This window comes from Bacillus sp. SD127, assembly GCF_058566445.1.
This window is the reverse complement of record NZ_CP191226.1, coordinates 3,700,997-3,716,350: the sequence shown is the minus strand read 5'-3', so window position 1 is coordinate 3,716,350 and position 15,354 is coordinate 3,700,997. Positions and strand designations below refer to the sequence as shown.

Sequence of the window (15,354 nt, the reverse complement as noted above, 5' to 3'; positions counted from 1 at the left end):
AAATGCTTCCCCCTGTTTTGTACGTTACTTAGCTGATGTTTTCTTTAATCGTTTTGGAAAATGTGATTGATTTATTCTCGCTAACAAATGTTGAGCCTAAAAGGAGTGCACCACCTAGCATTTGAACAATGGTCATTTGTTCTTGCAGGATAATGGCAGAAATTAATATAGCTACAAATGGGTCTACATAGCTTAACATAGCAATACTCTGTCCTTTTAATTTTTGCATCCCCGAGAAAAATAACCAAAATCCAATTCCAGTGTTTACAATCCCTAAAATGATGATAAAAGGAACGGATGATCCAGATACTCCAAAGATACCGAATCCTTCGGTGAAAAACACATATGGCAAGAGCAGCAATGCTGTTAATCCAAGTTGGATGATTGTAATCTCCAGCCTGCCCATGCGGTGTATAAATTTATTTAGTAACATCAATGCAGCGTAAAATGCAGCCGCAACTAATCCAAAAAAGATCCCAAGAGATCGTCTGTTCCAGATGCACTTATGCCATTTCCAACAATCAATAACATGCCTATGATCGCTACACCAATACAAACCATTTTTTTGACAGATAATCGTTCCTTAAGGACAAATGGTGAGAGAATCATGACAAACACAGGTGCAAAGTAATACCCTAGTGTTGCATTAGTAAGTGTTGTATGATCGTACGATTGATAAAGAAAGATCCAATTCCCTCCTAATGCAATACCAGAAAGAAATAAGATGTAAGCATTTGCTTTGACTAATTTCCATGGAATGGTTTTCTTCATCATCATAAACACGACTATTAAAAATAGACATCCAATTGAACTGCTTAGTAAAGCTGTTTCACTCGAAGATAAATCAATGTATCTTACAACTAAACCCATTGTGCCGAAAATGATCATTGATAATATAAACTGAATCTTAGATTTCATTGTCTACTCCTTCGAATCTGCGAAACAGCTTATATTATATTTCGCAGATTCTTAATCTGTTTTAAATATAAGCTTATTCACTGCTGATTCAACAGCTGGAGTAAACGGCGGTGGCGGTGAAGTAGAAAATGGCTTCCAAGTGTATAGATTTGTATTTGAGAGTAGCATGTTAATCCCCCTATTTATATTAAATTTTTTAAAAGTTTTGATATTGCGAAAAAGTTGGTTCTAGATAGATTATACATGAAACCTTATGGGTTTTGTAATTAATTGTGACTTCCTGGTAATTCATAAAATAACAGATTTAGAGGTAATATCTCTACTCGCACCACACCAAAGGAACTCTCATCGCAGAATGATTCTGCTAAGGCCTTTTACCTTATTTACTTTTACTTATACGGTAAATCTATTTTTAGCGAATAAGCCTTAAAGAAAAGACTTATTGATGTTCTGTCAGAATTAATGTCATCAAGTACGATAACTTCTGTCAGGGAAGTTATATAATAGGCTATATCAATTGTGATTGGAGTGTGATTGGATGCAAACGAAAAAAGTTTATCTATATGTATGTAATACAATGTCAGATTGGGAATATGGATATTTAATCGCTGAACTAAACTCAGGAAGATATTTCAAAAAAGATGCAGCACCTTTTAAAGTAGTAACAGTAGGAGTTAGTCAAGAAATGATTACTACAATGGGAGGTCTGAGCGTAAAACCAGATATTTCCGTTGGTGAGTGCACTCTTGAGAGTAAAGATCTTATCATATTACCTGGAGCGAATACTTGGGGAGAAGATATTCATCAGCCTATCTTGAAAAAAGTTCGCGAAGCTTTAGAGCTGGGCACTATTGTTGCTGCAATTTGCGGTGCAACGGAGGGCCTTGCGAATATGGGATACCTAGATTCCAGAAAGCATACAAGCAATGACTTAGAGTATCTTAAAATGGTCTGTCCTCATTATAAAGGAGAAACATTTTATGAGGTGGGGCCTGCGGTATCTGGTGAGAATTTGATTACTGCGTCAGGAGTAGCTCCTCTGGAATTTGCGATGGAAGTATTGAAAAAATTAGATATATTTGCGCCAGATACATTACATTCATGGTATAACCTCAATAAGACACATCAGCCAGAATACTTCTACGAATTAATGAATTCAATCGAGAGATGAGCGAAATCATTCAACTGAGTTTTATATACTTTTGACGATAAAAAACATGTTTTAACAATACTCAGAAGTGATGTTGTAATGAAAACAAGCTTTCATAAAACAAAGCAATGTTGAGGGCTTAGTTTAAGTATAGTAAAGGGAAAAAGCTTAATCTTTTTGGGAGATTAAGCTTTTTTTCTAAAGTCTAATATTGGCTTTAGGATATACATGTATTCATTCATAACAGTTTGGTATAAAACTCGTCTTCAGCAGATTTTAGGGATTTCTATTTTCTCGAGTTAGTTCGTTTAGGATTTAGCCCGTATTTGTGAATAGGTAAATGAAAGATTTTCTGAAGAGCTAACAGATAGAAAGGATGATAATGGATGAAGGAATATTTTACAATTGGAGAAACAGCCCGTCTCAATAACATCTCAATTCAAACATTGCGCTATTATGATAGGATCGGAGTTTTCAAGCCTTATTATACAGATCAGGATAATGGCTATCGATATTACCATGTGAAACAGTTCTTTTATTTAGATATTATCAAGTATCTAAAATATATTAGAACACCTCTGGAAGAAATCAAGCGTTTCAGCTCAAATACTTGTACCCCTGAACATATGCAACACTTTCTTGAGGAGCAAGAAAACATGATTGTACAAGAAATGGAAAAACTTGAACGTGCCCGGCAATTACTTCATAGAAGAAGGAATCAGCTTAATGAACAAGTAGACATATGCAATAAAAAAGATGAAGGTTTCGTTTATTTTCGTTATATAGATGAACAAACAATAATAAAAGTAGAGACGCCTCGAGTTAATCCTCATCATCAATCAGATTTGTATTACAGAAAGCTGGCTGATGTTGTAGAAAAAATAGGAGATGTAGTAGATAACTATTATGGATTCATTTATGCTTTCAAGCCCTATAAGGATTCTCGTGAAATTTATTGTAACAGTATTTATACGACTGTTCGCAATGGAAAAGAGATAGACATAGGAGAAAAAAACATAACGCTAGACACGATCCCGTCCGGTGAATATGTATGTATCGCATTTGATTGGTCTGCAAAAAATTATGATGAATATTATCGTAGGCTTTATCAATATATTGAATCTCATGGCATCCAAACAGATGGAAAAGTATATCAAGTTTCTCTTCCAATCGACTTTCACTCATTAAGAGAAGAAGACTTCCTTACAGAATTAAGAGTGCTAAAAAAATAACTAATCCTTGACCCTATAGTTGCTATAGGGTTTATGATTTGTGCATCTTCTTATGAATATTTGAAAGGGAGGATGTATAAGATGACAAGATGCTTCGGTTACTCGTGACGCAATGGCAAGGCGGAAACCAACCGTCATGTACTGGGAGCCCATTTATTAACTGGCTTGCACCTTAAAACGAAAGGTCCATTTGAAGAAGTGCCTGTCGATTTAGATGCGAGCCTTGAAAAAGAGCAGGGGATTGTTGGTAGGAGTGTTTTATTAAAGCGGGCTCGATCTGCCAAAAGCTTAATTTTCAAAAGCACAGGCCTGATATCGTATTACGTTCTTGCGGCGATTGCACTGTAGAATACTTAAATGAAACATACGATGGAGATACTGCTTTGTTATGGGTTGATTCATTATTATCGCTACTGGCTATAGTGAAGGAAGATAGATTCCTCATAACAATGCAGTGAATCATATTAGAGCTGTACGTGCTGCTTTAGCTTTACGTTGAAACACGTTTTATCGTATCTCAAATCCTAATAAAAAATGAATCTAAAAAAAGGAGCGATGAATATGAGAGCACCGATAGATGAACCAATTTGGTACGCCTACCCTGGAATGGTAGCTGTAGTTACGACACAATATGAGGGTGAAAAAAACGCAATGGCTTCCGGCTGGCATACGTATATCGGATCTTCTCCAGGAATGTATGGCATATCAGTAAACAAAGAGACATATACGTACAAAATGATTGAGAAAAGTGGTGTTTTCGGTGTGAATTTTCTTCCAGGGGGATGTTCGGAATTAATTCAAGCATTAGGCACCCATAGTGGCAGAGATATCAATAAGTTTGAAGAATTTAATATTCAATACGAAGAAGGATTAAAAGCTGAGATACCGATTTTAAATGATGCATATTTTGCTTATGAGTGTAAAGTACACAGTATGTCCACTTTGGGCGATCAAGAGTGGATTGTGGGAGAAGTTTTACAGAGATATCGAGATAAAGAGCTTTTCTTAAGAAATGGAATGCCAAATTTAGAAAAGTTGGATATTCCGCTTCATATTGGAAAGTCCAGCTACCGAATATTAAATAGTAAAGCAGAGGAACGTCAGCACGCATTTGATTCCAAAACTGATTGAAACATTCAGGTTCCCCCACCTTCATTGTTACGTGGCATACATGCTCATAACACCACTATGTGCGGTTTGCGATAGAATTTGACCCTCAATATATGCCTTTAGATGAGGTGATGAAGCAATAAATGACGTAACAGTAAACGTATTTTACTGATTAAATACCCGTTACCGACTCCATTTTTTAAATCGCATTTCATATAAACATATAGAAATGATGGGAAAGTGAATATACGGAGTGTAAAGAAAATAAGCTTTGATTTAGGGGCCTAGTAGGTGAATAATCCATGAATGTTCAAGTCTCTCGGCCGCATCAAAGATACCAAGGGTTGTAGACACCCCTGGTATTTTTTAATGTTCTCTTTAGCTTTTGCAGTTTTTTTCTTTTTGTTTCACTCGTTAAAGTGAAATGGAATAAACAAAGGTTTTCCCCGTTTTTGCATAGTCTATCTTACTTTGCGAATCGCCGAGCAGCTGCCACGCACAATATAACGGCGATATTCACTGCTACGAGTGCCCAGCCCACTTTCTCGTGCAGAATCACTGAGGCAAGCAGCAGTCCAAAGAAGGGCTGGAGGAGCTGCAGCTGTCCAACCGCCGCAATACCGCCTTGTGCGAGACCACGATACCAGAACACGAAGCCAATCAGCATTCTGAATAAGGATACATACGCAAGACTGAGCAGCGCAGGAACGCCGACGTCCGACCATGAGTCCGGCGTAAAATAGAATGACAATGGCAGCATAAGAGGTAGCGACAGAACGAGAGCCCAAGAGATCACCTGCCAGTTTCCCAGCCGCCGTGAGAGCCGGGCCCCTTCTGCATAACCGAGCCCGCATACGACGATAGAAGCCAGCATGTACGCGTCGCCGATCGGGGAAGATTCTCCGCCTTGGATGAGGGCGAATCCTGCTACTAATAAGCTGCCTATAGCTGAGAAAATCCAGAAGGCTGGCCGGGGGCGTTCCCCTCCGCGCAGTACGCCGAAGGTCGCTGTCGCGAGCGGAAGAAGCCCAATGAAAACAATGGCATGTGCGGATGTGACATACTGAAGCGCCAAGGCTGTCAGCAACGGGAAACCGACCACCACGCCGAACGCTACCACCAATAGCGCAGTTATGTCATCTTTGGCAGGTCGCTGCTGCCGGAAGATGAGAAGGAGCGCTCCGGCCAATACACCAGCTATCGCAGCGCGGCATACGGTGAGGAACAACGGATCGAAGTCCGCCACAGCCAAGCGGGTCGCGGGCAGCGATCCGCTGAAAATGAGCACCCCCAGAAAACCATTCATCCAGCCATTTGTTGCTTTGTTCATTTCAATCACTCCATAATATGTTTCTTCTCCTAAGATCATTTTTTCTCTTATCAAAACCTGTATGTAAGGATTACAATGACTATAAACTGTAATTGACCTTTTAAAAACAGCCAGTTTTCATAAAAAAATGCATACCAGTTAGGGGAAACGCGCAAATGGATATCACGCCTTTTTTAAATAGAAATCTGGATATTCCGCTTTATCAGCAGCTTTATCAGTATTTCAAAGAAAACATGCATCAGGGGCGTATTCAAAAAGGAATGAAACTGCCATCAAAGAGGCTTCTGGCGAATCAGCTTTCCATCAGTCAAACGACTGTAGAACGTGCCTATGAACAGCTTGCTGCCGAAGGCTATATTGTGAGCAAGCCAAGAAGCGGATGGTTTGCTGATTATAATGATGCTGATTTTGTCCATAGTAAAATGCTTAGCACATTACCAGCGAGAAAAAAAGCGCAAGAAAATGAACAATGGATTGATTTTCACTATGGAAATGTAGATTCTTCTCACTTCCCTTTTTCCGCTTGGCGAAAAAGTATGGTCAATAGTTTAGATCAATATGGCCACGAGCTTTATCGGCCTGGAAATGCTTTAGGGGAGCTGGAGCTGAGAACACTTATTGCAGAGTACCTGTATCAATCCCGCGGGGTTCATTGTGTCCCTGAACAAGTGATCATAGGTGCCGGGAACCCTTTTCTTCTGCAAATCTTGTGCCAGGTTTTTGAACCGGATATTTTCATAGGATATGAGGATCCGGGTTATCCACGAGCTCGGCAGATTTTTGAAGCCAATCGTATGAATATCGTTCCTATACCGGTCGACGATGAAGGGATTTGTATACAGAAGATCAAAGAACAGCAGCCACACCTTGTATATGTCACGCCTTCCCATCAATTTACGCTGGGAACAATCATGACGATTAACAGAAGAATGCAGCTTCTCAAATGGGCGGCAGAAAATCAATCATTCATCATAGAGGACGATTATGACGGGGAATTTAGATACACAGGACAGCCGGTCCCATCCTTACAAGGGCTTGACCAGCATGACCGTGTCATTTATATGGGCACCTTTTCCAAATCTCTTCTTCCTTCACTGCGCATCAGCTATATGATTCTCCCTTCGCCTCTTTTTAAAAAAGGCCATGACATCACTTCTTTATATAAGCAAACAGTGTCCTGCCACAGTCAGCTGACGTTGGCTCAATTTATAAAAAATGGAGAGTGGCAAAAACACATCAACAGAATGAGAAAGCTATATCGAAAAAAAAGACAAGTTTTATTAGAGACTGTGCAAAAGGAATTAGGAAAACACGTCAGGATTCGCGGGGAAAATTCTGGACTTCGTATCTTATTAGACGTTTTCTTGCCATTCAGTGAAAAAGAGTTAATTGAGAAGGCAAAGGAATATGGAGTGAAAATTTATCCGGTTTCTCTTTCTTATAAAAAACATCCTCCTACAAAAACTGTCTCACTGGGATTTGCAGGGGTTTCTGAATTCGACATACGAGAAGGCATAAAAAAGCTGAAAGCTGCTTGGGAGCTATAAGGGAGCTTTCAGTTTTGTATTTGATATTCACCATTCATATTGGATAAAGGAGCAAGTACGGCGATTAACAATGTTGGTGGAAGAAACATACAAAACGGCTTTTGTATGTTTTTCGCCTTTAATCAAATAAAATTGATTCATTTTATTGAATTTAGTGAAAATTTATGATTATAATGAATACATCAAAAAAATTGATTAAAGAGGGTGATATGATGAATGATACGAAATTAGAACTGCTTCAGAATTATGAAAAAAAATTTAAAGCTCTTGCAGATCAAAAACGGTTAGAGATCATGTATGAACTTTGTCAAAGAGGAAAAACCTGTGTTTGTGATTTGACTGAGATTTTTAACATGACACAATCAAAGCTTTCATATCATCTGAAAATATTGCTGGGCGCGAACTTAATTACTAAAGAAGTTAAGGGTACATGGAGCTATTATGATGTAAATAATCCTGAGTTAAATCAATTGTTGTCAGAAGAGCTTTGTTGTGTATTTAGAAAGAGCGGGGAAGGAAGCTGCAGTTAAATTTTAACCATTAAATCAAAATTTCTTGATGAATATCAATAAGGGGGAATCATTATGAAGTATGTTCATGTAGGGGTTAATGTAACCAATTTAGGGGAATCGATCAAATTCTATGAAAAAGTTTTTGGAGTGAAACCTGTAAAAGTAAAAACAGACTATGCAAAATTCCTGTTAGATAAACCGGGGTTGAATTTTACGTTGAATGTTCGTGATCAGGTACAGGGGAACCAAGTGAATCATTTTGGATTCCAAGTCGATACTTTAGATGAAGTTTTGAGACATAAGGAGCGGCTAGAAAAAGAAGGATTTTTTGCACGTAAGGAAATGAATACTACATGTTGTTACGCAGTCCAAGATAAATTTTGGGTTACAGATCCCTATGGAAATGAATGGGAGTTTTTCTATACCAAATCGAATAGTGATGACCAAAAACAAGATACTCTCTCTTGTTGTGTAACACCCGTGTGAAATTTAATTAAAAATTGTTAATGTACGGAGTTGTCAATTATAGATGTTCTATAGTTGGCAACTTTTTTTATGTAATCAAATAAGTCCGTCATAGTAGCCCAACGAATATGTCAGCAGTGAATCATCGCTTTACACTCATTGCTCTAGTAATCCATATTAGTATAAAAAAGGACAAAATTCCCTTGACAAATTACGACAAATACATTTGTTTTTTGAATTGTTACCTTATTTTATGCCAGATATATGAATATTTTGTCACATTGTAAGATATTCATATATTTTGTTATATTAACCAAGAGAGAAGGGAGGTCATATTAAGAACAGAGTTCGGAATATTGTGATTTTTCAAGTCGTGTGAAAAATAAATTATGGAGTGTGAAAGCTGTGCGAAAGGGCTTTATCCCTAGAACTTACATACTGAATATTAGGAAAACCCTCATGATATTTGCAGTCTTGTTATTGGTTACTGGAAATATGTTGACGGTTCTGCCAAATCATATTCACGCTGAAGATAAAACAGAGGTAACTCAAAATGCAGTTAATACTTGCCTGGCTCCGGTTGCACTGATTAACGGAAGCTTTGAGCAAGGTGCTGCCAGAGGAACTGCATATAATAATTCGGGTCTCTTTTATCTCGAATCCGAGGTACCTGGCTGGAAAACGACTGATGATTCCTCTGGTCAGAAGGCAATTGAAATATGGAATTATGAAAAGAACATTCCTGCAACAGTAAAAGGCTGGCCTTCTCCTCCTGATGGCAATCGGTGGGCGGAATTAAACGCTTTTGAGAATGGCATGCTGTATCAAGACGTGAAAACAACGCCCGGACAAACGATTTATTGGCGCTTATCCCATATGGGGCGGCAAGGTGTTGACACCATGCAGGTTCGCATCGGGGCAGCAACTAATAATCCATACAATACGGTGGTTCAAAAACAATTTTCTGATGGAAAAACGGCATGGGGAACTCATTCAGGCTCTTACACTGTTCCAGCAGGTCAAACGACAACGCGTTTCGGTTTTGAGGCGGTGAGTTCAGCCGGCGGAAGCTTAGGAGCCGGCAACTTTTTGGATGATATTTTCCTTGGCACAGAACCATGTGTAACTGCAAATAAGTCAGTCTCTCCACAGGGCGAGGTGCAACCCGGTGATGAATTAACATATGCGGTTCAAATCAAAAACCAAGGCGGAGATATTGCTTCTGATGCAAGCTTTTCCGATGCAATTCCAGAGGGAACTGAATATGTTCCGGGATCATTAAAATTAATTAATGGTTCGACAACAAAAAATTTAACTGATGCATCCGATAGTGATGAAGGTAATTTCGATGGTAATAAAGTAAATATTACATTAGGAGATTTACCTAATACGAACAACTTGCCTAATGGAATGACTGTACAGTTTAAAGTGAAAGCCAAGACAGGTTATGTCGGTAAGGAAATTTCTAACAAAGCGCAAATAGACTATGACAGTTTATTAACGAATACGAAAAAACAAACCGAATCAAACGAAGTAACAACTCCGGTTGTTTTTAAAGATCCTGTACTTGAATCAAAGAAAACGTCTGCAATTAAGGCAAAAGCGGATGGAAACCAAGATACGGATCATCCGGAAGTGGGAGATACGCTCCTTTACACGATACAAACACGGAATACTGCTGAAGACAGTCAGGTGAAAAACCTTTCAATTTCAGATGCAGTGCCAGAAGGCTTAGAATATGTTCCGGGCACTTTAAAAGTAGATGGTACATCGGTCAGTGATGCTCAAGATGATGATAAAGGCCAATATACAGACAGCAAAGTGTCAGGCAAAATTGGCGATGTGACGGATACTGAATGGCATAACGTTACCTTCGAAGCAAAAGTTAAGCCTGGTCAAGCAGGAAAGGATATTATCAATACGGCAAGCATTTCAGGAGACAATATAAATACTCCGGATAAGCCGAATAATGAAGTCAAAGTGTATCCTAGGAATCCTGACTTAGAGTCAAAGAAAACGTCAGCAATTAAGGAAAAAGTGGAAGGAAACAAATATCCTGATCACCCAGAAGTAGGCGACACGCTTCTTTACACAATACAAACACGAAATACTGAAGAAGACAGTGAGGTAAAAGCCCTTACAATCTCAGATGCCATACCAGAAGGACTGGAATACGTTCCAGGCACTCTGAAAGTAGACGGTACAGCAGTCAGCGATGCTCAAGACGATGACAAAGGTGATGTAACAGATGGCAAAGTGTCAGGCCAAATTGGTGATGTGACTGATACGGAATGGCATACTGTTACATTTGAAGCGAAAGTGAAAGCTGGCCAAGCTGGTGAAACGATTCAAAATACGGCTAGCGTTACTGGCAGCAACATCGACACACCAGATAAGCCGAGCAATGATACCGAGATTTATCCAAGAAAGCCGGATGTAGAATCGAAGAAAACCGCAAGCCTTCAAGCAAAAGCGGATGGCAATAAAGATGCGAAACATCCAGAAGTAGGAGATACCCTTCTTTATACAATCGAAACGAGAAACACGATTGAAGACAGTCTGCTGAAAGATCTCGTCATTTCAGATGAACTTCCGGAGGGATTAGAATACGTTTCAGGCTCACTAAAAGTAGACAATAAAGAAGTCAGTGACGCCAAAGACGACGATAAAGGTGATGTGACAAATGGCAAAGTGTCAGGTCAAATTGGTGATGTGACTGATACCGAATGGCATACTGTTACATTCGAAGCGAAAGTGAAAGCTGGCCAAGCCGGTGAAACGATTCAAAATACAGCTAGCGTTACTGGCAGCAACATCGATACTCCGGATAAGCCGAAAAATGAAGTCGAAGTTTATCCTAGAAACCCTGTCTTAGAGTCAAAGAAAACATCAAGTATTCAAGCAAAAGCAGAGGGAAATAAAGAAGAGAATCAGACACAAGTGGGAGATACCCTTCTTTATACCATCCAGACAAAAAACACGGTTGAGGACAGTCTGGTGAAAAATCTCGTCATCTCAGATGAACTTCCAGAAGGACTGGAATATGTTTCTGGAACTCTAAAAGTAGACAATAAAGCCGTCAGCGATGCCCAAGATGATGATAAGGGCGATATGACAGATGGTAAATTGTCGGGTCAAATCGGTAATGTGACTGATACGGAATGGCATACTGTTACCTTTGAAGCGAAAGTAAAAGCTGGCCAATCTGATCAGAAAATTGTGAATACTGCCAGCGTCACAGGTGACAATATTGATAAACCAGACAAACCAAGTCATGAGGTCAAAGTTTATCCAAGAAATCCAGTGTTAGAGTCAGAAAAGACAGCGAAGAACCTGGATGAAGAGAAAGAAAAGTATGAAGCAGGAGATACGGTTGTTTACACGATCAAAACAAGAAATACAGTTAAGGACAGTAAAGTAACTGATCTTGTCATCGCAGATAAACTGCCGGCAGGCTTAGAATATGTTCCTGGCACACTAAAAGTAGACAATAAAGAAGTCAGTGATGCCCGCGATGATGATAAAGGCGATGTGACAGAAGGCAAAGTATCAGGCCAATTTGGTGATGTGACTGATATGGAATGGCATACTGTTACATTTGAAGCGAAAGTAAAAGCTGGTCAAGCAGGTAAAAATATTGTCAATACGGCTAGCATTAGCGGTGACAATACTGATAAACCGGATAAACCAAGCCATGAGGTCAAAGTTACTCCGAAAGATCCAGTTTTGAATTCAGAAAAGACAGTAAAAAATCTGGATTCAGATAAAGAGAAATATGAAGCAGGAGATACAGTTGTTTACACCATCAAAACAAGAAATACAGTAGCGGATAGTAAAGTAACTGATCTCGTCATCTCAGACGAACTTCCAGATGGTCTGAAGTACATTGAAGGCAGTTTGAAAGTAAGCCATGATGGCAAAGGAAATGTTAAAAACGGTAAGGTATCTGCTGACTTTGGAGACGTCACAGACACAGAATGGCGGACTGTGACATTCCAAGCGAAAATTGAGTCCGGATATGCGGAGAAAACGATTAAAAACGTGGCTACCGTTGACGGCGGCAATATCGACACACCGGATAAACCGGGAACAGACATCACAGTGGATCCGAAAGATCCAAAATTAGAATCAAAGAAAACAGCCTCCATTAAGGAAAAAGCTGAGGGAAATAAAGATGCGGACCATCCAGAATCGGGCGACACGCTTCTTTACACAATCCAAACCCGAAACACGATGGAAGACAGTCTTGTCAAAAATCTTGTCATCTCGGATTCTCTTCCGGAAGGATTAGAATATGTTGCAGGAACATTGAAAGTGGATGGCACAGCAGTAAGTGATGATCAAGACGATGATCATGGATATTATGCCGAGGGTAAGACGTCAGGTGAGTTTGGCAATGTGACCGATACGAAGTGGCACTCTGTGACATTCGAAGTAAAAGTGAATTCTGGTCAAGCAGGAAAGGATATCGTGAACACTGCAAACATCAGCAGCGACAATATCAAGACTCCTGACAAACCAAGCCATGAATTGAAGGTATATCCGCGAAATCCTGTTTTAGAATCTGAAAAAACAGTGAAGAACTTGGATTCAGATAAGGAAAAGTATGAAGCAGGGGACACGGTAGTCTACACCATTAAAACCCGAAACACAGTATCCGACGGTAAAGTAGAAAATCTGGTTATTTCAGATAAGCTTCCAGCCGGATTGAAGTATGTCGAAGGCAGCTTGAAAGCGAGCAACGGCGGAGAAGCAACAATCAAGGACGGCAAGATTACTGCTAACTTTGGCGATGTTACTGACACTGAATGGCGGACTGTGACGTTCCAAGCGAAAATTGAGCCGGGATATGCAGGCAAAACGATTACAAACGTGGCAACTGTAGAAAGCAGCAGTATTGATAAGCCAGATAAGCCTGAAGCAGAGATGAAAGTTGTATCGAAAGGCTCTGAAAAACCAAGCGATCCTGCTAAACCAAGCAACTCTAATCCTTCTGGTGAGCCAAGTAAATCAACACCAGAAAAAACAGGTGAAAAGACAAATACCGGAAATGAGCTTCCGGATACGGCGACAAACAATTATAATATTCTTCTTGTTGGTTTTGGATTATTGTTAATTGGATCAGTCCTCTGGTATTTTAGAAGGAAAAGAAATGCCTAAATGCAAATTATAAAAAAAGCGTTTCCTTTGTTCATCATAAGTGCCGGACTCATTTTCATAGGCTATGGAGTCTGGAAAGTGGTGGATACCAATCAAAAGACAGCAGAAGCTTTAGAAGAAGCTAAGCTGGCAGCGGGACATCCTGAAACTAGCAAGGAGCGAGAAGCAGAAAAAGCATCTTTTAAACCTAAGGTCGGGGAAGCTGTCGGTGTTCTTGAAATCCCAAAAATAAATGCAGAGCTTCCGATTGTAGAAGGGACTGACGCAGATGACTTGGAAAAGGGCGTCGGTCACTACAAAGAAAGTTATTATCCAAATGAAAACGGACAAATTGTGTTATCGGGACATCGGGATACCGTTTTTCGCCGGACGGGAGAACTAAAAAAAGGTGATCAATTAAAGATTACGCTGCCATATGGGAGTTTTCAGTATAAGATTGAGAATATGAAAATTGTCGATAAAAATGATACTTCCATTATTACGTTGCAGCATAAAAAAGAGGAGCTCATTCTAACTACGTGTTATCCGTTTTCATATATCGGCAATGCTCCAAAACGATATATTATTTATGGAAAACGGATTTAAAACAATTAAGAATCCCAAAGATTTAGGCTGGCGAGATATTCTCGCCAGCTTTTTTTAATGAGTAGTTGAGGGAAGTAACAAGAGAACACGCTTGTTTTTCGTATTTCGCTTTTTCAAATGTTTCACCCCAAGGGAAGAAATCCGCCGGGTTATGAACATGGAGAAGCAAGTTCTGGAACTTATCAGAGGAATTCATTTATTGGTTTACTGTTGGGGAACATATATATACGTTCTGTATATGGTCTTTAGAATAAATAAACCTATTATGGTATATTTAAATTAAGACTAAATATTCGAAATGAGGAATGAGATGAATACAAACAAAAAACATAAGCATTTAAAAATAAAAAGAGTACTGCAAGTCATAATGGTTATTATCGGAGGAATTATAGCGGCATATGGACTGGAAACCGTATTGATTCCAAACAGTGTATCTGATGGAGGGGTGACAGGACTTAGTATCGTTGGTTCACAGCTATTTGATTTGCCGCTAGGGGTTCTTATTGCAGCATTAAACATCCCGTTTGTCTGGTTAGGATATAAGCAAATCGGGAAAGACTTTGCATTATTATCCATTATCGGAATCGTATCACTTGCCGCTGGCACAATGTTTTTCCACCACACTCCAGCCATCATAGAGGGGGATACCCTGTTAATAACCGTTGTTGGCGGGATTATCCTTGGATTGGGAATGGGGTTAGCGTTACGTAACGGCGGCGCATTGGATGGAATTGATATGCTCGCTGTGCTGCTATCTCGAAAATTGCCATTTGGAACGAGCGATCTCATTTTATTCTTAAACCTTTTTGTGTTTATTTTTGTATCCATTGTATTTGGCTTACAAGGGGCATTACTGTCAGTCATTGCTTACTACATTGCGTCCAAAGTCATACATATCGTTGAGGAAGGCTTAAGTGGTTCTAAAACCTTTCAAATTATTTCAACCCAGCCTGAATTAATGGTAGAGACTATACGTGATCAGTTAGGCCGAAGTGCTACCTATAAAGAAGCTTATGGCGGTTTTTCCCACGAGAAATTTAAAGAAATCACATGTGTCATCAACCGCCTGGAAGAAACAAAACTAAAGGAAATTATTAATGAAATTGATAAAAATGCCTTTGTTACCGTATATGACGTAGCTGAAGTGAAGGGCAGTAATTTTAGAAGACATACGAGTCATTAGAGAAAAACAGAACTTCTAACCCAAAAGTGAGATACCGCTTTTAAAATGATAAGTCTCAGAAATTTTATATTAAATTGTTTTTGTCTTCACGCTCAGAAAATAAGGTAACCAGCAAGTCAGTATGTTAAAGTCTGTACTGGAATTCCATTGCCTCCTGTCTCG

10 protein-coding genes and 1 pseudogene are annotated in these 15,354 nt (G+C 39.3%); 9 read left to right on the top strand and 2 right to left on the bottom strand.

The annotated features are described in order from the left end of the window. Nucleotides 1-28: 28 nt before the first annotated feature. Nucleotides 29-918, bottom strand: a pseudogene (locus tag ACQVGS_RS19280) (DMT family transporter). Nucleotides 919-1,456: 538 nt separating this feature from the next. Between ACQVGS_RS19280 and ACQVGS_RS19275 the strand changes: the two are divergent. The 3 genes from ACQVGS_RS19275 to ACQVGS_RS19265 all read left to right on the top strand — a co-directional run bounded on the left by ACQVGS_RS19275 (nt 1,457) and on the right by ACQVGS_RS19265 (nt 4,431). Next, complete coding sequence (locus ACQVGS_RS19275; protein ID WP_491830417.1) at nt 1,457-2,089, top strand: type 1 glutamine amidotransferase family protein; 633 nt, start codon at nt 1,457-1,459, stop codon at nt 2,087-2,089. Between the two features lie 365 nt (nt 2,090-2,454). Beyond that, a complete protein-coding gene (locus tag ACQVGS_RS19270; protein ID WP_491830415.1) occupies nt 2,455-3,300 on the top strand; it encodes a MerR family transcriptional regulator in 846 nt (281 codons plus the stop codon). Nucleotides 3,301-3,861: 561 nt separating this feature from the next. Then, nucleotides 3,862-4,431, top strand: a complete 570-nt coding sequence (locus ACQVGS_RS19265; RefSeq protein WP_106020918.1) for a flavin reductase family protein — start codon at nt 3,862-3,864, stop codon at nt 4,429-4,431. 445 nt (nt 4,432-4,876) lie between these two features. Here ACQVGS_RS19265 and ACQVGS_RS19260 read toward each other — a convergent pair whose 3' ends face one another. Then, nucleotides 4,877-5,740, bottom strand: coding sequence for a DMT family transporter (locus tag ACQVGS_RS19260; RefSeq protein ID WP_491830413.1), 864 nt, complete (start codon nt 5,738-5,740; stop codon nt 4,877-4,879). A 155-nt stretch (nt 5,741-5,895) separates the two neighbouring features. Here ACQVGS_RS19260 and pdxR point away from each other — a divergent pair, with 155 nt between their 5' ends. From pdxR to ACQVGS_RS19230, 6 genes are all read left to right on the top strand, one after another. Further along, on the top strand, nt 5,896-7,287 hold the full coding sequence (gene pdxR / locus ACQVGS_RS19255) for a MocR-like pyridoxine biosynthesis transcription factor PdxR (RefSeq protein WP_491830411.1): 1,392 nt from the start codon (nt 5,896-5,898) through the stop codon (nt 7,285-7,287). 212 nt (nt 7,288-7,499) lie between these two features. Then, nucleotides 7,500-7,817, top strand: a complete 318-nt coding sequence (locus ACQVGS_RS19250; protein WP_106021107.1) for an ArsR/SmtB family transcription factor — start codon at nt 7,500-7,502, stop codon at nt 7,815-7,817. Nucleotides 7,818-7,871: 54 nt separating this feature from the next. Then, nucleotides 7,872-8,285, top strand: coding sequence for an ArsI/CadI family heavy metal resistance metalloenzyme (locus ACQVGS_RS19245; RefSeq protein WP_491830409.1), 414 nt, complete (start codon nt 7,872-7,874; stop codon nt 8,283-8,285). Nucleotides 8,286-8,723: 438 nt separating this feature from the next. Then, a complete protein-coding gene (locus tag ACQVGS_RS19240) occupies nt 8,724-13,424 on the top strand; it encodes an isopeptide-forming domain-containing fimbrial protein (RefSeq protein WP_491830407.1) in 4,701 nt (1,566 codons plus the stop codon). 9 nt (nt 13,425-13,433) lie between these two features. Further along, on the top strand, nt 13,434-14,009 hold the full coding sequence (srtD, locus tag ACQVGS_RS19235) for a class D sortase, LPxTATN-specific (protein ID WP_106021106.1): 576 nt from the start codon (nt 13,434-13,436) through the stop codon (nt 14,007-14,009). A 310-nt stretch (nt 14,010-14,319) separates the two neighbouring features. Then, nucleotides 14,320-15,192: a YitT family protein gene (locus ACQVGS_RS19230; protein ID WP_101864953.1), complete on the top strand. Its 873-nt coding sequence runs from the start codon at nt 14,320-14,322 to the stop codon at nt 15,190-15,192. Nucleotides 15,193-15,354 lie beyond the last annotated feature (162 nt).